Source organism: Streptomyces sp. NPDC045899, from assembly GCF_056431485.1.
On record NZ_JBWKKP010000005.1, the window covers coordinates 211,686 to 229,925 of the forward strand.

The window sequence follows — 18,240 nt, forward strand, 5'->3', positions numbered from 1 at the left end:
TCTCCCCGGCCTTCCCTGTTCTCCCGCTGTGCACCGATGTGCCCGCACCAGCGTAGAACCGGTCAGTTCAGAGCACGCACTCGGCCTCGGCGTAGCGCTCGTCCGGGACCGTCTTGAGCCGCTCCACGGCCTCCGCCAGCGGCACCAGCGTGATCTCCGTACCGCGCAGCGCCGTCATCCGGCCGAAGTCGCCGCGGTGCGCCGCCTCGACCGCGTGCCAGCCGAAGCGGGTGGCCAGTACCCGGTCGTACGCCGTCGGCGTCCCACCGCGCTGCACATGGCCCAGGATCACCGGACGCGCCTCCTTGCCGAGCCGGTGCTCCAGCTCGACGGAGAGCTGACGGGCGATACCGGCGAACCGCTCGTGCCCGTAGACGTCCTTGCCGCCGGACTCGTAGGCCATCGTGCCCTCGACCGGCTTGGCGCCCTCCGCGGCGACCACGATGGCGAACTTCTTGCCCGCCTCGAAGCGCTGTCCGACGGTCCGCGTCAGCTCGTCGATGTGGAACGGGCGCTCCGGCACCACGATCGCGTGGGCGCCCGCGGCCATCCCCGAGTGCAGCGCGATCCAGCCGGTGTGGCGGCCCATGACCTCGACGATCAGCACCCGCTGATGCGATTCGGCGGTGGTCTTCAGCCGGTCCAAGGCCTCGGTGGCGACCCCGACCGCGGTGTCGAACCCGAAGGTCACATCGGTCGAGGCGATGTCGTTGTCGATGGTCTTCGGCACCCCGACAATGGGCAGCCCGGCGTCCGAGAGCAGCCGCGCCGCCTTGAGGGTGCCCTCCCCGCCGATCGGGATGACCGCGTCCAGGCCCAGATCGGCGACATGGCCCTTGGCCCGCTCCACACCGTCCCGCAGATGGGCGGGCTGCACCCGGGTGGAGCCCAGGATGGTGCCGCCGCGGGCCAGGATGCCGCCCACGGCGTCCAGGTCCAGCTTGCGGTAGTCGCCCTCCAGCAGACCCTTCCACCCGTCGTGGAAGCCGATCACCTCATCGCCATGATCGACGACGGCCCGGTGGACGACGGACCGGATGACGGCGTTCAGACCGGGGCAGTCGCCGCCGGACGTGAGCACACCAATGCGCATGGCACGGATTCCTCTGTTCGCGAGGGGTCGAGGACCGGACCGCGCTGTCCGGCGGAAGACCCCGCCACCCTACAAGCGCGAGGGTGGCGGGGTCGCGGCCGTCCGCCATGTGTCCAGCATTCGGGCGGGATCCGTCCCGGGGCGGCTCACCTGGGCCGCAGGCCGCTCAGGCGGGCTGGCTGGCGGCCGCGATCCGCTCGTTGCGCAGTGCCTCATACCACTGGTCGTCCACCGGCGGCAGCGCGTTCACATCGAGCGCCAGCTTCAGCAGCAGATCGGCGATGTGCGGGTTCCGCGCCATCACCGGACCGTGCATATAGGTGCCGAAGACGGTCTCGTTGTACGCGCCCTCGAAGCCGTCACCGGTGCCGTTGCCGTTGCCGAAGCGGACCCGGGCGAAGGGGCGCGCGGTCGGGCCGAGGTGGGTGACGCCCTGGTGGTTCTCGAACCCGGTCAGCGGCGGCAGCCCCAGCCGCTCGTCGATGTCGGCCAGCACGTCCCCGACACAGCGCGCGCCCTCGCCGCGGGTGCTGATCACGTCCAGCAGCCCCAGACCGGGCTGGCGCTGGCCCAGGTCGTTGATGAACTCATGGCCGAGGATCTGGTAGCCCGCGCACACCGAGAAGACGATCGCCCCGTTCGCGACGGCGCGGTTCAGCCCGCCGTCCCGGATCAGCCGCTCGGCGGCGAGCCGCTGCGGACGGTCCTCACCGCCGCCGATCAGGTAGATGTCACCGGAGGTGGGGATCTGCTGGTCGGAACGGACGTCCAGCCGGGAGACGTCCAGCCCGCGCTGCCGGGCCCGCCGCTCCACCACCAGCGCATTGCCCTGGTCACCGTACGTGCTCAGCAGGTCGGGGTAGACCCACACCAGGCGCAGGCCGTTCTGGCTCGTGCTACGCATGTCTTGTGCCTCTCGTACGGGGTCAGTTGCCGACGCGGCGGCGCAGGTCCTGGAACGCGGTGTAGTTGGCGATGGTCTCGATCCGGCCCGGGGGCGCGATCCGTACCGCCTCGTCCACGTCGGCGCAGACCCGGAAGTCCAGCCCGGCGACCTCCAGCCGGACCGCCAGGTCCAGCTTGCGGTCACCGATCACGCAGATCGGGTGCCCGGCGAGCCGGGTGTAGTCCACGTCCCACAGCCAGGAGGTGTCGGTGCCGTCCGCGCCGCGCGCGTTCACCGAGAGGATCACCGGGGTGGGCGGCGGGTCGATCAGCGAGAAGGTCTCCAGCCAGCCGGCCGGGTTCTTCGCCAGCAGCAGCCGCATCTGGCGCTCCTGGAAGGTGACCACGTCATACCGTCCGGCGACCGCCTGGACCTGGTACATCCGCTCCAGCGCGACCTGCGGGGGCACCCCGAACGTCGCCGCGACCGCCGCGGAGGTGGCCGCGTTGGCCTTGTTGGCACGGCCGGGCAGCTGGAGGTGGATCGGCCACGCGGCACCGTGCGGGTCGAGGACGTAGTCGCCGTTCAGCGCCCAGCTGGGCACCGGGCGGCGGAAGCCGCACTCGGCACAGACCCAGTCGTCACCGGGGCGCTGGAGCACCCCGCCGCAGGACGGACAGGACCAGGCGTCGTCCTTCCACTCCTGGCCCGCTGCGACCCACACCACATTGGGGCTGGAGGAGGCGGCCCAGACGATCAGCGGATCGTCGGCGTTGGCGATCACCACGGCCTTGCTGCCGGTCAGTCCCTCCCGCCACTTCTCCGCGAGCATACGGGTCTCGGCGGCGCGGTCGAGCTGGTCACGCGAGAGGTTGAGCAGCGCGATGGCCTTGGGCTCGGTGTCCCGGGCCACACCGGCGAGGTACTTCTCGTCGACCTCGATGACCCCGTAACGGGCGTCCGAGCCCCCCGCCAGGGCCGAGGTGATACCGGCCGGCATATTGGCGCCCAGCGCGTTGGAGACGACCGGTCCGGCCGCCCGCAGCGCCTCGGCGATCAGCCGGGTGGTCGTGGTCTTGCCGTTGGTCGCCGACACCAGGATCACGTCCAGGTGCTGCGCCAGCCTGCCCAGCAGATCGGGGTCGAGCCGCAGGGCCACCTTGCCGCCGATCACCGATCCGCTGCCGCGGCCCGCCGCCCGCGACACCGCGGCCGCGGCCTTGCCCGCTGTCACGGCCAGTTTGGCCCGCGGCGACAGCGGATCCGAGTTGCCTGCCATCGTCCTAGATCCTCCTCGCATACCGGCGCCGCTCCTGCCCCCCGAGCACCGGTGGTACGCCCCCTCCGAGCCGAATCTCCAGCCGGGAGGCCACGGTCGGGGATCAGCCTATCGAGATCCGGGCGCTGGCCCGAATTCCGTGACCCCCACAGGCTCCAACCGGGTGGCCCGTACCCTTGGCTCTCATGCGAAACGGCGTGATCCCCGGCAGCGGTGGAGCGGTACGGCCGATGAGGCTGCTGGGCGATCCGGTGCTCGGCGCGCCCTGCGCGGAGGTCACGGAGTTCGGCGTCGAGCTGATCCGGCTGGTCGAGGACATGTACGCCACCATGTACGCGGCGCACGGCGTCGGTCTCGCCGCCAACCAGATCGGGGTGGCCCGCCGGATCTTCGTCTACGACTGCCCGGACGACGAGGACCGCCGCCACCTGGGCCATGTGGTCAATCCCCGGCTGGTGGAGGCCGACGGGGTGCTGATGCGCGGCCCGGAGGGCTGTCTGTCGCTGCCGGGTATCGAGGCGGGCACCCCGCGCCACGACCGTGCGGTGGTGGAGGGGGTGACCGCGACCGGCGAGCCGGTGCGGATCGAGGGCACCGGGTTCTTCGCGCGCTGTCTCCAGCACGAGTGCGACCACCTGGACGGGACGCTCTTCACCGACCGGCTCACCGGACTGCGGCGGCGCCGGGCGCTGCGCGCGGCCCGGCGGGCGCCCTGGGCCCGCGACCAGGCGTGAGCGGTGAGGTGTGATGTGTCCCACGCCACCGGCAGGCTCCGGCCGCGGGCGGCCCGGCGGGCGGCCTCAGAAGGTGGGGCCGCCGACGCGGTCGTCCGCCACCGCCAGCCGTCCCCACATCAGCTCCGCGAGGTGGCTCACCAACTGCTCCCGTGAGCAAGGGCGTTCCCGCAGCCACCAGTCACCGGCGGCGTGCATCATGCCGACGATCCCGTGGCCCCAGACCCGGGCCTGCTCCTCGCCGCCGGGGCCCAGCTCGACCCGCTCGGCGATCACCTTCGCCAGCTCCTCGCCGAGGCGGCGCAGCAGCGGGGCGGAGTGGTGGCCGACGTCGAAGCCCTGTTCCTGCTGCTGGCCGTGGTCGGCGGGGTGCATCAGGAAGCGGTAGACCTGGGGCCGGGCCTCGATCGCCGAGAGATAGGTGTCGAGGGTGGCCTCCACCCGCCGGCGCCGGTCGGGCGCGGGGGCGTCCAGGGCGGCCCGCAGCGAGAACAGCAGCGCGTCGGTGTGGCGCTTGGCGAGCGCGCGGTAGAGCCCGCCCTTGTCGCCGAAGTGACGGTAGAGGATGGGCTTGGTGATGCCCGCCTCGGCGGCGATGGCGTTCATCGAGGCTTCGGGGCCGTCGCGGAGCACCACTCGGTCCGCGGCCTCGAGCAGTTCCCTGCGCCGCCGCTCGGCCGCTTGCCGCTGATCTTCCCGCTGGCTGGTCCCGGTCTCCATCGCGCTTCCTCCCCGCCCCCTGACGTCCGCACACGTCCAGGCCGTCTGTGCTCTGCGCAACGTAACACCAGTGTGGTGCGTCCGGCGCGGGCGGCCAGGGGAGTTGACACGGCCTACTCGTGAGTAACACACTCTTGTTACCGCAGGTAACAAGCAGGTGGAGGGGCCATGGCGGAGTTCTCGTTCGAACTCGACGACGAGCAGAAGGCAGTGCGGGACTGGATTCACGGGTTCGCCGCGGATGTGATGCGCCCGGCCGCCGCGGAGTGGGACGAGCGCGAGGAGACCCCCTGGCCGATTATTCAGGAGGCCGCCAAGATAGGGCTGTACTCGCTGGATTTCTACGCCCAGCAGTACTTCGACCCCACCGGTCTCGGTATCCCCATGACGATGGAGGAGCTGTTCTGGGGTGACGCGGGTATCGCCCTGTCCATCGTCGGTACCGGTCTGGCCGCCGTCGGCGTCCTCGCCAACGGCACCGAGGAGCAGATCGGCACCTGGGTCCCGCAGATGTACGGCGACGCGAACGACGTGAAGGTCGCCGCCTTCTGCTCCTCCGAGCCCGACGCGGGCTCCGATGTGGCTTCCATGCGCACCCGCGCCGTCTACGACGAGGCCAAGGACGAGTGGGTGCTGAACGGCACCAAGACCTGGGCCACCAACGGCGGTATCGCCAATGTCCACGTGGTGGTCGCGGTGGTCGACCCCGGACTCGGCTCCAAGGGCCACGCCTCGTTCATCATCCCGCCCGGCACACCCGGTCTGTCCCAGGGGCAGAAGTTCAAGAAGCACGGCATCCGCGCCTCGCACACCGCCGAAGTGGTCCTGGACGGCGTCCGGGTGCCCGGCCACTGCCTGCTCGGCGGCAAGGAGAAGCTGGACGAACGCCTTGCGCGCGCCCGGGAGCGGGCCAAGGAGGGCGGCGAGCGGCTGAAGAACGCCGCGATGGCTACCTTCGAGGCGTCCCGCCCGGCCGTCGGCGCCATGGCGGTCGGTACCGCCCGCGCCGCGTACGAGGTCGCGCTCGACTACGCCAGGACCCGGCAGCAGTTCGGCCGCCCCATCATCGACAACCAAGGCGTCGCCTTCCAGCTCTCCGACATGCGCACCCGGATCGACGCCGCGCGGCTGCTGGTCTGGCGCGCCTCGTGGATGGCGGTGAGCGGCAAGCCCTTCGATTCGGCCGAGGGCTCCATGTCCAAGCTGTTCGCCAGCGAGACCGCCAAGGAGGTCACCGCCCAGGCGGTCCAGATCCTCGGCGGCAACGGCTTCACCCGTGAATACCCGGTCGAGCGGATGCACCGCGACGCGGCGATCTACACGATCTTCGAAGGCACCAGTGAGATCCAGCGCCTGGTGATCGCCCGAACCCTGTCGGGCATGCCGATCCGCTAGCGGTACCCGCGAAGGGCCCTCCCGGCATCGGGGGAGGGCCCTGGGCTCCTGTGGCCTACGGCCTACTCCCAGCCGCCGGAGAAGTCTCCGTTGAGTTGGGCGGAGCAGATGTTGTAACCACCGCGTGCGTGCCCGTTCTCGGTCTCTCCGTCGATGGTGACGGAGCATTTGACGTCGCCACCACCCATGAGCTGCGCACTGATGTGGTAGTAGAGGGAGTCGTCCTTGATCCGGAGCGTTCTGGTCAGCGGCAGCCCGTGCCCGTCGAGGTTCTCGCTGTCGCTGCCGTAGGTGATGTCGACGCCGGAGGGGGCCGACCCCCACACCTTGAAGACGGCGGTTCCCGCCGGTGCCTCGTCGGCGGGCTTCGGCTTGGGCTTCGGCTTCGCTTTCGGCTGGGCCGTCACCGTCCTGGTGACCGTGACGGTCGGCGTCGGCTCGGCCTTGGCCCGGGTGGACGGCGGCTTGGCGGTGACGGTGACGGTGACCTTCGGTGTGGGCTTTCCGCTCTCGGTGCCGCCCTCTTCGCCGTTCGCGCTGCCGATGCCGACACCGGCGAGGAACAGGGCGCCGGCGACCGGGAGGAGAATGCGCTTGCGCGCCCATGCGGGGCGGGGCGGCGCCGGAGCGGACGCAGGCGGCTGCGGCGTGTGGTGACCATCCCAGGACATGGGCCCCCCTTGGCTGATACGTGAGGAGATGACCGTATCGGGGATGGTTGAAATGTGAAGAGGGTGTGCGGGAATAGTGGTTCAGTTGTGATGAAGTCGTGGTGGTGGGACCCTCGATGGACCGGTGGCCCGTCCCGAGCCCCAGGGGCGGGTCACCCCACATCGGCGCCGAAGCGCCGTTTGCGGGTCGTGAACGCCTCCAGCAGCGCGCGCAGTTCCTCACCCGTGAAGTCGGGCCACAGCGTGTCCACGAAGAACAGCTCGGCGTAAGCGGCCCGCCAGAGCATGAAGTTGGAGATGCGCTGTTCACCCGAGGTGCGCACCAGCATGTCCAGATCCGGCAGATCGGCATGGGGCAGATGCCGGGTGAACAGGGCCTCGTCGATCGTCCCGGGATCCAGCGCACCGTCCGCCGAGGCACGGGCCAGCGAGCTCGCGGTACGGGCGATCTCCTCCCGGCCGCCGTGGTTGAAGCAGAACGTCAGCGTCATGACGCGGTTGCCGCGGGTCTCGGCCTCCGCGCGGCGCAGGGCGGCGAGGGTGGCGGCGGGCAGCCGGGCCTCCGAGCCGAGCCAGCGCAGCCGTACGCCGCGCTCGCCGTAGCCCCGGAAGACATCGGCGAGTTGGGCGGTCAGCCGCATCAGGGCGGCCACCTCACCGCGTGGCCGGTTCCAGTTCTCGGTGGAGAAGAAGAACAGCGACAGATGCTCGACGCCCTCCTCCAGCGCGGTGTCCACCACGCGGGGAAGGGCCCGGATCCCGGCCTCGTGGCCCCGGGTGCGGGGCAGTCCGCGGGAGGCCGCCCACCGCCCGTTGCCGTCCATGATGATCCCCACGTGCCGGGGCCGGTCCCTTCCGGTCTCCTCCTCGCGCGGACCTCGGCGCTGCCGCACGACGGCGGGCACCTCACCGGGCGGGTGCTCCGCCCCGCGCAGCAAGCGCCTGACGGAGGGCACCCTCCAGGCTCCGACCTCGAACACCCCGCGTCCCTCCGCCCTCGCCCTCGGCTCTCCGGCGCTGTGTCTGACGAGGGCGCGGGGGCGGGGGTTACCTGCCCGCCGGCCGAACCATTCGTTATGGCTACCGCCAGTCGGGGCAGTGGGGGCGAGCCGGCGTCAGGGCTTGCGCGCCACCCCGCCGTGGACATCGGTGGTCTCGATGGCGGTCTCGGTGGGGCCGGGCCGCCACAGCGGACAGGACACGATACCGGGTTCGATCACCTCAAGACCCTCGTAGAGCCGGGTGATCTCTTCATAGCTGCGCAGGACGTAGGGCACCGCGCCGGTGTCGTCATAGCCCTGCTGGGCCTTCTTCAGGGCCTGGTCGGTGTCGGTGCTGTCGTAGTGCACGAAGTAGCTGCCGGACGGCAGGGCGTCCTGGAGCCGCCGGGTGATCGACACGGCCTCCTCGAAGTCCTGGACGTGGCCGAGGATGCCCATGAGCATCAGCGCGATCGGCCGCTCGAAGTCCAGGGTCCTGGCCGCGGCCTCCAGGATCCGGTCCGGGTCGTGGAGATCGGCGTCGATGTAGTCGGTCACTCCCTCGGGGGTGCTGGTCAGCAGGGCCTGGGCGTGGCGCAGCACCATGGGGTCGTTGTCCACGTAGACGATGCGGGCCTCGGGTGCCACCCGCTGCGCGACCTGGTGGGTGTTGTCGTAGGTCGGCAGTCCGGTGCCGATGTCCAGGAACTGGCGGATCCCGCACTCGCCCGCCACATGGGTGACGGTACGGATCAGATAGGCGCGCGAGGCGCGGGCCATGACCTCGATGTTGGGGGCGATCTCGCGGTACTGGTCCCCGGCCACCCGGTCGACCTCGTAGTTGTCCTTGCCGCCCATCCAGTAGTTCCAGATCCGGGCCGAATGCGGCACGGAGGTGTCGATCTTCGTTAAGGCCCGCGGGTCGGGAGTGGACGCTGCGTCTGCCATGGGGAGGGTCTCCTGCCGTACGACTGCCTGTGCCGGGCACCAACCTGGGGGTGCCGTCCGGTGGTTCAGTGAGGTTGTGCGAAGAGCGGGACGGGGGAGCGGATCCTCGGCAGCCGACGGGCCAGCGAGCTCACCGGCAGTGCGACGGAGAGGTCGGATGGGCCGCTGCCGGGGCCGGTCAGCGGAGTCTCGTCGACCGTGACCACCGGGACGTGCTGGGCGAGGGTGCGGAACGCGCTCTCGAAGGCCGCCACCGCGGCGACGATCTCCGGGAGGTCGGCCGCCGGGCCGCCGCGGGCGGCCAGCCGGTCCTCCAGGACCGCGACCGGTGCCCGGACGTGGACGAGGGCGCCGTGCCGTTCGGCCAGCGCGTCGGCGAAGTCGAACGCCTGGATCCAGGTCACCCGGGAATGGCCGCGCCGCAGCGGTCCGTAGACCAGCTCACCGACCAGGTGGGCGTCCACCGCGAGCGCGCCGCCCTGCTGGAGGACATCGCGGTAGGGCCGGACCGGGTCGAGGTGCGGCAGCTCCCGGGGAGCCCGGCTGACGGCGTATCCGTGGTGCTCGGCGAGCGAGCCCAGCAGCCGGTCCCTGATGACCCCGTCGCAGCCCTCGACGACGAGCGTGCGGCGCTTCGCGGCCAGCTGGTGAAGGTTCATCCTGTCGTCCCGTCGTCCCATGCGTCCCGCACTCGGTTCAGGGGGACGACACCGCCGCCCGCCACGGCCCGTCCAGTGTGCGTGGCGTAACGCCAGGGGCGGGAGTGAGTTGCGGGGTTGTTCGGTTGTGCGGGCGTAGTGGTTTCCGGCTGCGGCGGCAACGGGCGGGCGCCGTGGCGGTCAGGCGATCAGGAAGTCGGCTTCGCCCGCCTTGGCGGCCTCCAGGAAGGAGGCGACCTCGGAGCGGGTGTATATCAGCGCGGGGCCGGAGGGATCGGTCGACTGACGCAGTGCGACCCGGCCGTCGGGGAGCCGCTTGGCCTCGATGCAGGTGCCGCCGTTGGTGCCGCTCCAGGGCTTCTGCCAGCCCTCCGTGCCCAGGCCTTCGGCCGGCATACCGCTGTAGACGGGGTCATGCATCTCAGAACTCCTTACGCAGTTCGGCCAGGACGGTGCCGGTGTCGGCGATGGGTTCCGCCTGGACCGCCATCCGGTCCAGGACCTCCAGATAGGCGACCACCTCGGCCGGCTGGTCCACGTAGACCGCGCCGGTGAGGCTCTCGGTGTAGACCACGTCCGGGAGTTCGGAGAACCCGAACCGGAAGTAGTGGAACGGGCCGAAGGCCCCCGGATGCGGACCCGCCGCGAACCGCATGACCTGGAGCCGGATCCTGGGCCGGTCCAGGGCGGCGATCAGGTGGTCGATCTGTTCGCGCATCACCTGGTGGCCGCCGACCGGACGCCGCAGCACCGTCTCGTCGAGCACGGCCCAGATGGTCGGCGCGTCCGGTTTGGTGAGCAGCTCCTGCCGCTGGACGCGCAGGGCGATACGCCGGTCCAGCTCCTCCTCGGTGTCATTGGGGAAGCCGGTGCGCAGTACCGCTCGGGCGTAGTCCTCGGTCTGCAGCAGCCCGGGGACGTAGTGCGGCTCATACGCCCGGATGACGGTCGCCTCGCTCTCGAGACTGACATACGCGCTGAACCAGTCGGGCAGGACATCCCGGAACTGGTGCCACCAGCCGGGCTGGTTGGCCTCCCGGGCGAGGGCGAGGAAGTCCTCGATCTCCGGACCCCGGACACCGTAGTTGCGCAGCAGTTCCTTGACGTACGGGATCTTGAGGCCGACCTCCGCCTTCTCCATCCGGCGGACGGTCAGCGGGGTGACCTCGATGGCCTTGGCGGCGTCCTCGAACGAAACCTCGGCGCGTTCGCGCAGTTGACGCAGCCGCTTGCCCAGCACCCTGCGCAATACGGTGGGTGCGGCCCCGGCCGAGCGTGCCTCGCTCACGTCCCGCCTCCCCAAATGGCCGTCATATGCCCGCACAGTGTGCCACGCATCTGCGCGACATATACAGCACGCGCGGATCGATTTGAAATTATCAGAACGACGGTTGCGGGGTGAGTGTGTCACCACCCATAGTGAGCACGTGACCCATCTCACCCTCCATGGCGAGGGCTCCCATTCACCCCTGCCCACAGTGCCGTTGGGGTGTCCGGCCGGCCGGTCGGCGCCCCGCGGTGGGGATCCCGCAGATCGCCGTGGCCCGAACTCGGGACGGTCACGGTGACGCACGACGCACAGTCCACGGGCCCACGCCGGAGCGCCGCCAACGTCGCGCTGGCCGCCGCCCTCAAGGAAGCAGGATGCTCCTACGCCTCGTTGGCCCACCGGGTCAATGAACTGGGCCGCCGTCAGGGACACGAGTCGAACTACGACAAGGCGTCCGTGACCCGCTGGCTCCAGGGCGGACAGCCGCGCGGCAGCACTCCGGAGCTGATCGCCGCCGTGCTCTCCCACCGGCTCGGCAGGCCCGTGGGCCCCGCCGAGCTCGGCTTCATCGCCGACCGACAGCGCCCGGTGGTCGCCAGGGCGCTGGCCTACCGGGAGGACGTAAGCGAAACCTTGCACACGCTCGCCGAACTCGGCTCCACCGATATCTCCCGCCGCAGCCTGCTGGGTGCGGTGCCCTTCGTCGCCGGCGCGCTGGTGACCCCACAGCGGGAATGGCTGCTGTGGCTGGTCGAGAACCAGGACTCCGCCCGTCTGGCCGCCGCGGCCGACGGTGGACGCGTCGAGCAGGTCCACGCGGCCATCAGCATGTTCGACGAGATGGACAACCGGTTCGGCGGCGGCCAGGTCCGCGCCAGTATCGTGCTCTATCTGTCGACCGAGGTCGTCCCCATGCTCCAGCAGCGCGGCGCGCCCCCGCACGAACGGCGCCAGCTGTTCACGGCGGCCGCCAAACTGGCCGCCATGGCCGGCTGGAGCAGTTATGACAATGCCGAATACGGTCTGGCCCAGCGCTATATGACCCAGGCGCTGAGGCTGTGCGCCGAAGGCGGCGACCGGGTGCTCGGCGGTCAGATCCTCGCCGGGCTCTCCCATCTGTCCACCAGTCTGGGTCAGCCCGAGGCGGGGGTCGAGCTGGCCCGGGTGGGGGTGGCCACCGCCAAGCACGCGGGCAGTCCGCTGGGACTGATGCGGCTGCACGCCATGGCGGCCCGTGGTCATGCCGCCCTCGACCGGCCCCGGGAGGCGTCCAAGTCGCTGCGCGCGGCCGACGCCCAGCTGGAGGCGAGCCGTGGCGCCGAACAGGAATCGCCGTGGGTGCGCTTCCTCGACCACCACTATCTGGCGGCCGAGGCGGCGCTGTGCTTCCGCGACCTGGGAAACTCCGCGGAGGCCGAGCACGCGGCGGCCGAGTCGGTGCGTGCCAACGCCGACCGGCGGCGCCGCCAGGCCATCAGCCGGTCCGTCCTGGCCACCGCCTACCTCCAGCAGAACCGGCTGGATGAGGCGATAGGCACGGCGAGCGAGGCGCTGGACACCCTCAGCGGGGTGCACAGCGAGCGCTCCATCCAGGCGCTGCGTGACTTCCGGGCACGGCTTCGGCCGCGCCAGAAGGAGCCTCTGGTCAGGGAGTTCGAGCGGCGGTCACGGACCGCGCTCGGGACGGCAGCCTGACCGGTGGCGTTCGGCAACGCCCCTTCGGGGGAGCGCCGGGTGGTTGCTAGTAGCCCCCCGGCGTAGGGGCGTTCTGAGCGCGGTCGACGGGCAGGTGTGCGCCGGAGATACCGCTCGAGGCATCCGAGAGCAGGAACGCGATGACTCGGGCGACCTCTTGCGGCGCCACCAGCTCGCCGTGCGGGAACTCCGCCGCGAACCGGGCGAACGCCTCGGGTTCCTCGGCGCGCATCCGGTCCCAGCGCTTCCCGGGGATGAGCATCGACCCCGGCGAGACAGCGTTCACCCGGATCCCGTCCGGCCCCAGTTCGCGGGCGAGCGAGCCCGCCAGATGGATCTGGGCCGCCTTCGCGGCCCCGTACTGGGCCTGCGGCCCCGGCTTCCATCCGGAGATGGAGGCGATCACCACCACCGAGCCGCCACCCGCCCGCCGCAGATGCGGCACCGCGGCCTTCACCAGCCGCGCGGTGTGACCGACGTTCATCTCCCAGGTGAGGGACCAGTCCCGGGCGTCGGCCTCCTCCAGGCCACGGCCACGGGCCCCGCCCGCGCAGGCCACCACTCCGTCCAAGCCGCTGAAACGTTCCGCCGCGGCAAGGACGAACTCCTCCAGCCGGTCCGGCTCGGTGATGTCCAGGGCCCGGGTGAACAGCGGGCCGTATCCCTCGTGGGCCAGTGACGCCGACAGTCCGCGCAGGTCAGCCGCTGTCCGTGCACAGGTGGCCACCCGGGCGCCGTCCGCGGCCAGCAGCCGCACGATCTGTTCGCCGAGCCCGCGGGTGCCGCCGGTGACCAGAATCCGCTTGCCCTCCACACCGGACCGGTCCCTCGGACGGAACCGCCCGTTCCGGCCGCCGTTCATCCGTACCACGCCGGGACCGTACAGCCCGAACCACTACGCCCGTACAACCGGACAACCCCCATGCCCTCTCGCCCGCCGGTCGGTCCAACCGTTTGTCTACATGAACGGCGGCCGTTGACGCTGTGCGCTGCCTTCGAAGGAGGAATCATGCCGGTATCCGGCACTCACCGCGACCGGGCCCGCTCCGTCCATGGCAGCCGGTCCAGGCGGCTCGGGCTGGGCGCGCCCCCCACCCTTCACCAGCACGGATGCGGCGTGGTCGGTCGCCAGAATGCGCTTACCCGCTCCCCTGGGCGTCAACCACGCCCCGTGCACGTATGCCATCAGAGCCGACAGACCGAAGAGGACCGTGAGGACCGACACCGTGAGCCGATCCTTCCCAGGGCCGCAGCGGCGGCCGGCGGCGGCCGATGAGGGAGGTGAACCGACCGTGTTCCCGTCCACGACCACCGCGCTCGCGCCGTCCGCGAACCGCCCCCGCGCCGCACCGGGCACCGCGTCCGGCCCGCGCGGCCTCCCCGGCCCGCGAGGGGGGAGCCCGATGATGTCCGTGGACACCTGCCGTCTCTTCCGCGCCGAGTTCCCCGCGCTGGCCGACCGCGCCTCGGCGGTACGCCGTATGGTCACCGGTCATCTGCGCGAATGGCGGCTCGACGCGCTGCTGGACTGCGCCGTCCTCGCGACCAACGAACTGTTCGCCAACGCCGTGGAGCACGGCAGCGCCGGTCCCGCCGACACCGTCACCATCACCGTCACCCTGGAGAACCGCGGTCATGAGCTGAGGGTCGAGGTGGCCGACGGCTCGCCCGTCGTCCCCCGGTTCCGTGAGGCGCCGCCGACCGCCGAGTCCGGCCGGGGGCTGTCCATCGTGGACGGTCTGGCCAGCGACTGGGGCACCGAGCCCCCCGATCCCGGGAGCGTGGGCAAGAAGGTGTGGTTCACCCTGCCGCTCGAGCACGTGGGGAGCCTGTCATGAGGGCGGGGGAGCACCGGACGAGGCCGGCCGCCGAGGGCGACGCGGCCGACTGGCTGCTGTCCGCCAGTGAGGACCCCGGCCGGGTGCGGCTCCAGTGGGCCAGCGGCAGCGGTCTCGCAGACCTTCCGGTGGGCCCGCTCTTCGACCTGGTCAGAATGGCGGATGACATCGGCACGTCGGTGGTCCAGGCCCTCCAGCGGCGGGACGCGGCCACCGGTCCGGTGATGCTGGCCACCGCCAGCCATGTGCTCTCGTTCCTCGTACCGCCCGGCTCCGCGGCCGAGTGGAAGGCGTGGCTGACCGGGACGCCGTACGCCCGGCGTCGTTCGGTGGCCGCGGCCGGACCGGGCCGGACCCTGCGCTGCCCCCGGCCCGGCTGCGTACGGCAGGGCCATGTGTGGCTGATCCGCCCCGGTGGCGGACTGACCGACAGCCACACCCTGCGCGCCGCGCTGGAAGAGGCCGCCGACCGGCCCACCGACCGCCTCGCGGGCGCCCTGTTCCGCTGAGCGTTCGCGGGGGAGCGCCGGGGGGCGGGCTCAGAACGGGCGCAGCCCCTCCGGGATCTGCACCACGAGCGTGGCCCGCTTCTCCTCGGCGGTGGCGCCCTCCCGCCGGGCCCACGGCTCCGCGGAGCGCATCCACGCGGGCAGCCCCGCGGGCAGATCGGCCTCCGGGATGGCCGCGAGATCGCCCGGGGCGAAACCGGAGCCGCCGTACGGGGCCAGCGGGCGTGCGTGGTCGGGGCGGACGATCGCGCCGTGCAGCGCCTCCAGGGCGGTGTTCCAGTCGGCGAGCAGCTTCGCCATCGCCGTGGCCAGCGGGGTGCTCCCGGAGGACGACGCGCTCTCGGGGTAGGTGGGGTGCAGTACGTGCTGGTAGGCGCCCTTGTAGCGGCGGCCCGTCGGGGTCGCGTGCCAGGTGCGGAAGGCGGTGTCGGCCAGTCCGCCGAAGGCGATGACCGCCTCCACCGGGTTGTGCTCCATCAGCGCGTCCAGCCAGGCGTGACGGTAGTCGGCGATGGCCGGGTCATGGGCATGGGCGGTGCCGCCGCCCTGTCCGTAGACGCTGTACAGGAACGTGTTGACCATGACGTAGCCGGTGTCGATGCCCAGTTTGGCCAGGAACCCCTGGACGCGGCGGCCCGCGGTGCCCACCAGGATCCGCCGGGTGACCGCTTCGTGGGCCGCCGGGTCCTGTCCGATGACCAGGACCCGGGCGCTGCCGTCGAGCCGTCCCCGGTGGAAGACCGGGCCCCACTCCACGCGGAAGTCCGCCGGTGGGTAGACCTCGGGGCCGGGGTGGGAGCGGACCAGGGTGGCGTAGGGCTCGTGGGCGTACCCGGTGTCGAAGTCGTGCACCGCGGACTCCTCCTCCGTGGGGGCTTCCGGTCTCTCCACCGGATGGGCCGGAGAACAGGGCATAGCTGGATAAGTCACATCATCATCGCTTAGTGGGGCGGCGGTCGCCCGTGGACGGCCGCCGGTCCGGCAGCGAGGTGAAGGGACCAGCCATGCCACCTCCGGTGGATTCCGAGGAGGAGCCGCGCTTCGCACTGCGGGGCCGGATCGTCACGATGGACCCGCAGGACACCGTGCTCGACGACGGTGTGCTCTACATCGGCCGGGGCCTCATCGACGCGGTGCTGCCCGCGGGCGCGCCCCGGCCCCCGGGCCATGAGGACACCCCGGTCGTCCGCACCGGCGGCACGGTCTACCCGGGTCTGATCGAGCTGCACAACCACCTGCCCTACGACGTGCTCCCGCTGTGGCGGATCCCGCGGCGCTACGGCAACCGCTCCGACTGGGGCGGCCGGGTCAACCCGGCCTACCGCACCCTGGTCACCGGACCGATGACGGTGCTCGGCGAGGACCCCGGGCTGATGCCCGCGGTGGTGCGCTACGTCGAGGCCAAGGCCCTGGTCAACGGCACCACCACCAGTCAGGGCATCGCGCTGTTCAGCAACACCGGCTCCCGCCGGATGTACCGCGGCATCGTCCGCAACGTCGAGGCCACCGATGACCCCGCGCTGCCCGAGGCCGCCTCCCGGATCGCCGATGTCGAGGCGGCCGACGCCCGCCGGTTCCTCACCCGGCTCCAGCAGCCCCACCGGCTGCTGCTGCACCTGGCCGAGGGCACCGACGAGGAGGCGCGCGGCCACTTCCAGGCGCTGGAGTTCGAGCGGGGCCGGTGGGCGATCACCGACAACCTCGTCGGCATCCACTGCACCGGGCTCAGCGCCGAGGACTTCACGGTGTTCGCCGGGCACGGCGGCTCCATGGTCTGGTCGCCCCTGTCCAACCTGCTGCTCTACGGCCGCACCGCGGACATCGCCGCCGCCCGGCGCACCGGCATGCTCATCGGGCTCGGCTCGGACTGGTCGGTCTCCGGGAGCAAGGGGCTGCTGGGCGAGCTCAAGGCGGCCCGGCTGGCCTCCACCGCCGCGGACGGCGTGTTCGGCGACCGCGACCTGGTCGCCATGGCCACCCGTGACGCGGCCGCCATCCTGCGCTGGGAGCACACCCTGGGCTCGCTGCGGCCCGGGATGCGCGCCGATCTGATCGCCGTCGCGGGGGCGGACGGCGACCCGTACACCGCGCTGATCGACGCCCGTGACCGGGACATCGTCCTCGTCGCCATCGACGGCGTCCCGCGCTACGGCACCACCGCCCTGATGCGCAAGCTCACTCCCGACCCCGCTGAGCTGGAGCCGCTCACCGACGGGGCACCCGCCCGGCGCAGCGTCCGGCTCCGGCAGACCTCCGCCGATCCGGTGGTCGGCGGTCTCACCCTCACCGAGGCCGCCGAGCGGCTCAGCCGGGCCCTCGCCGATCTGCCCGGCCTCGCCGAACGGGCCGCGCGACGGGCCCCGCCCCCGGCGGACGAGGGCCCGCGCTGGCGGCTGGCCCTGGACGAGATCGAGCCGAACGGCACCGAGCTGCGCCCCCGGCTGGCACCGCGCGGAGCCGCCCGGCAGGTCCGGCCCGGTCCCAGCGGACCCGAGATCGCCCCGCCGGACGCCGGTCAGGCCGCGCTCACCGCCCTGGCGCTGGACGGTCTGACCGCCGGCGGCGACCCCGGGTTCCTGGCGAGCCTGGCCGCCGAGCCCAATCTGCCCCCGGACTACGCCGCCGAACTCTCCGACCTGCTGACCTGACCGCCCTCCCGACACCTCTGACCAGGAGTTCCCCATGGCAATCGGCCTCTCCCTCCACATCGGACTCAACCGGGTCGACCCCGCGGCCTACGACGGCTGGAGCGGTGAGCTGAACGCCTGTGAGCAGGACGCCACGGACATGGCCTCGCTCGCCGACAGCGCGGGGTTCGATGTCACCGATCCGCTGATCACCTCCGAGGCCACCTCCGAAGCGGTCGTCTTCGCGCTCGAGGCGGCTGCCGGGCGGCTGGCCGACGGTGACGTCCTCTTCCTCACCTACTCGGGCCACGGCGGCCAGGTGCCCGACCTCAACCACGACGAGACCGGCGACCGGCTGGACGAGACCTGGGTGCTCTACGACCGCCAGCTGGTGGACGACGAACTCTTCGAGCTGTTCGGCAAGTTCGCCAAGGGGGTGCGGATCTGGATGCTCTCCGACAGCTGCCACAGCGGAACCGTGGCCCGCCGGCTGCCGGAGCTCCTGAGCGCCCGCGAACTGGACCGCCGCTTCCACACCGACGACCCCGACGAGATCGGCCGCAGGATCAGGGCGATGCCCCAGACGGTGCAGTCCACCGTCTACCGGCGCGACCGCGAGATGTACGACCGGATCCAGAAGGCCCGTACCGCCAGGGACCTCGCCAAGATCGAGGCCAGCGTGCTGGAGATCTCCGGCTGCCAGGACAACCAGACCTCGGCGGACGGCATCGTCAACGGGCTGTTCACCGGCACTCTGCTGGAGGTCTGGCGCGGTGGCGCCTTCCCGGGCAGCTACCGGGGGCTGCACCGGGAGATCGTGAAGCGGATGCCCCCCGACCAGACCCCCCATCTGTTCCTGGCCGGGGCGCCGAACCCGGCCTTCGCCCGGCAGCGTCCGTTCACCATCTGATGGCGCGGGCGTATCCCACTGGTGTG

At 71.6% G+C, this 18,240-nt stretch carries 19 protein-coding genes; 7 read left to right on the top strand and 12 right to left on the bottom strand.

Annotated elements, in window-relative coordinates; translation table 11 throughout:
• Window positions 1–67: 67 nt before the first annotated feature.
• The 3 genes from AC07FT_RS09840 to AC07FT_RS09850 all read right to left on the bottom strand — a co-directional run bounded on the left by AC07FT_RS09840 (window position 68) and on the right by AC07FT_RS09850 (window position 3,258).
• Window positions 68–1,093 carry a 6-phosphofructokinase gene (locus tag AC07FT_RS09840; RefSeq protein ID WP_471196418.1) on the bottom strand — a complete coding sequence of 342 codons (1,026 nt, stop codon included), beginning with the start codon at window positions 1,091–1,093 and terminating at the stop codon, window positions 68–70.
• A gap of 166 nt (window positions 1,094–1,259) precedes the next feature.
• The gene (locus tag AC07FT_RS09845; RefSeq protein ID WP_254741279.1) at window positions 1,260–1,997 is read right to left on the bottom strand and encodes a type 1 glutamine amidotransferase; all 738 of its coding nucleotides are present in this window, start codon (window positions 1,995–1,997) and stop codon (window positions 1,260–1,262) included.
• A 22-nt stretch (window positions 1,998–2,019) separates the two neighbouring features.
• A complete protein-coding gene (locus AC07FT_RS09850; RefSeq protein ID WP_471196422.1) occupies window positions 2,020–3,258 on the bottom strand; it encodes a MurT ligase domain-containing protein in 1,239 nt (412 codons plus the stop codon).
• A 185-nt stretch (window positions 3,259–3,443) separates the two neighbouring features.
• Between AC07FT_RS09850 and def the strand changes: the two genes are divergently transcribed.
• A complete protein-coding gene (gene def / locus AC07FT_RS09855; RefSeq protein WP_479175458.1) occupies window positions 3,444–3,992 on the top strand; it encodes a peptide deformylase in 549 nt (182 codons plus the stop codon).
• A 66-nt stretch (window positions 3,993–4,058) separates the two neighbouring features.
• On the opposite strand, the gene AC07FT_RS09860 is transcribed toward def, so the two are convergent.
• Complete coding sequence (locus AC07FT_RS09860; RefSeq protein WP_471196426.1) at window positions 4,059–4,712, bottom strand: TetR/AcrR family transcriptional regulator; 654 nt, start codon at window positions 4,710–4,712, stop codon at window positions 4,059–4,061.
• Window positions 4,713–4,880: 168 nt separating this feature from the next.
• Here AC07FT_RS09860 and AC07FT_RS09865 point away from each other — a divergent pair, with 168 nt between their 5' ends.
• A complete protein-coding gene (locus AC07FT_RS09865) occupies window positions 4,881–6,107 on the top strand; it encodes an acyl-CoA dehydrogenase family protein (RefSeq protein ID WP_471196429.1) in 1,227 nt (408 codons plus the stop codon).
• Window positions 6,108–6,169: 62 nt separating this feature from the next.
• On the opposite strand, the gene AC07FT_RS09870 is transcribed toward AC07FT_RS09865, so the two are convergent.
• From AC07FT_RS09870 to AC07FT_RS09895, 6 genes are all read right to left on the bottom strand, one after another.
• Entirely contained in the window at window positions 6,170–6,778 is a 609-nt protein-coding gene (locus AC07FT_RS09870; protein ID WP_479175460.1) for a hypothetical protein, read from the bottom strand.
• 152 nt (window positions 6,779–6,930) lie between these two features.
• On the bottom strand, window positions 6,931–7,671 hold the full coding sequence (uppS, locus tag AC07FT_RS09875; RefSeq protein WP_479175462.1) for a polyprenyl diphosphate synthase: 741 nt from the start codon (window positions 7,669–7,671) through the stop codon (window positions 6,931–6,933).
• A gap of 222 nt (window positions 7,672–7,893) precedes the next feature.
• Window positions 7,894–8,706, bottom strand: coding sequence for an SAM-dependent methyltransferase (locus tag AC07FT_RS09880; RefSeq protein WP_479175464.1), 813 nt, complete (start codon window positions 8,704–8,706; stop codon window positions 7,894–7,896).
• A 65-nt stretch (window positions 8,707–8,771) separates the two neighbouring features.
• Entirely contained in the window at window positions 8,772–9,365 is a 594-nt protein-coding gene (locus tag AC07FT_RS09885) for a hypothetical protein (protein WP_479175466.1), read from the bottom strand.
• Window positions 9,366–9,545: 180 nt separating this feature from the next.
• Complete coding sequence (locus AC07FT_RS09890; protein WP_479175468.1) at window positions 9,546–9,785, bottom strand: DUF397 domain-containing protein; 240 nt, start codon at window positions 9,783–9,785, stop codon at window positions 9,546–9,548.
• A 1-nt stretch (window position 9,786) separates the two neighbouring features.
• Window positions 9,787–10,653 (bottom strand): helix-turn-helix domain-containing protein, encoded by an 867-nt coding sequence (locus AC07FT_RS09895; protein WP_479175470.1) that lies wholly within the window; start codon window positions 10,651–10,653, stop codon window positions 9,787–9,789.
• Between the two features lie 276 nt (window positions 10,654–10,929).
• Here AC07FT_RS09895 and AC07FT_RS09900 point away from each other — a divergent pair, with 276 nt between their 5' ends.
• Window positions 10,930–12,330, top strand: a complete 1,401-nt coding sequence (locus tag AC07FT_RS09900) for a hypothetical protein (RefSeq protein WP_479175472.1) — start codon at window positions 10,930–10,932, stop codon at window positions 12,328–12,330.
• Between the two features lie 46 nt (window positions 12,331–12,376).
• Here the strand turns inward: AC07FT_RS09900 and AC07FT_RS09905 are convergent, their stop codons facing one another.
• The gene (locus AC07FT_RS09905; RefSeq protein ID WP_479175684.1) at window positions 12,377–13,192 is read right to left on the bottom strand and encodes an SDR family NAD(P)-dependent oxidoreductase; all 816 of its coding nucleotides are present in this window, start codon (window positions 13,190–13,192) and stop codon (window positions 12,377–12,379) included.
• A 544-nt stretch (window positions 13,193–13,736) separates the two neighbouring features.
• On the opposite strand from AC07FT_RS09905, the gene AC07FT_RS09910 reads away from it, so the two are divergent.
• Together AC07FT_RS09910 and AC07FT_RS09915 are read left to right on the top strand one after the other, a co-directional pair.
• Window positions 13,737–14,168: an ATP-binding protein gene (locus AC07FT_RS09910; protein WP_479175473.1), complete on the top strand. Its 432-nt coding sequence runs from the start codon at window positions 13,737–13,739 to the stop codon at window positions 14,166–14,168.
• Complete coding sequence (locus AC07FT_RS09915; RefSeq protein WP_479175474.1) at window positions 14,165–14,677, top strand: hypothetical protein; 513 nt, start codon at window positions 14,165–14,167, stop codon at window positions 14,675–14,677. Before AC07FT_RS09910 ends, AC07FT_RS09915 begins: the two co-directional genes overlap by 4 nt.
• Before the next feature lie 30 nt (window positions 14,678–14,707).
• Here AC07FT_RS09915 and AC07FT_RS09920 read toward each other — a convergent pair whose 3' ends face one another.
• Entirely contained in the window at window positions 14,708–15,529 is an 822-nt protein-coding gene (locus tag AC07FT_RS09920) for a uracil-DNA glycosylase family protein (protein WP_308358457.1), read from the bottom strand.
• A 152-nt stretch (window positions 15,530–15,681) separates the two neighbouring features.
• Between AC07FT_RS09920 and AC07FT_RS09925 the strand changes: the two genes are divergently transcribed.
• The gene (locus AC07FT_RS09925; protein ID WP_479175476.1) at window positions 15,682–17,325 is read left to right on the top strand and encodes an amidohydrolase family protein; all 1,644 of its coding nucleotides are present in this window, start codon (window positions 15,682–15,684) and stop codon (window positions 17,323–17,325) included.
• 34 nt (window positions 17,326–17,359) lie between these two features.
• Window positions 17,360–18,214, top strand: a complete 855-nt coding sequence (locus AC07FT_RS09930; RefSeq protein WP_479175478.1) for a caspase family protein — start codon at window positions 17,360–17,362, stop codon at window positions 18,212–18,214.
• Window positions 18,215–18,240: the final 26 nt, after the last annotated feature.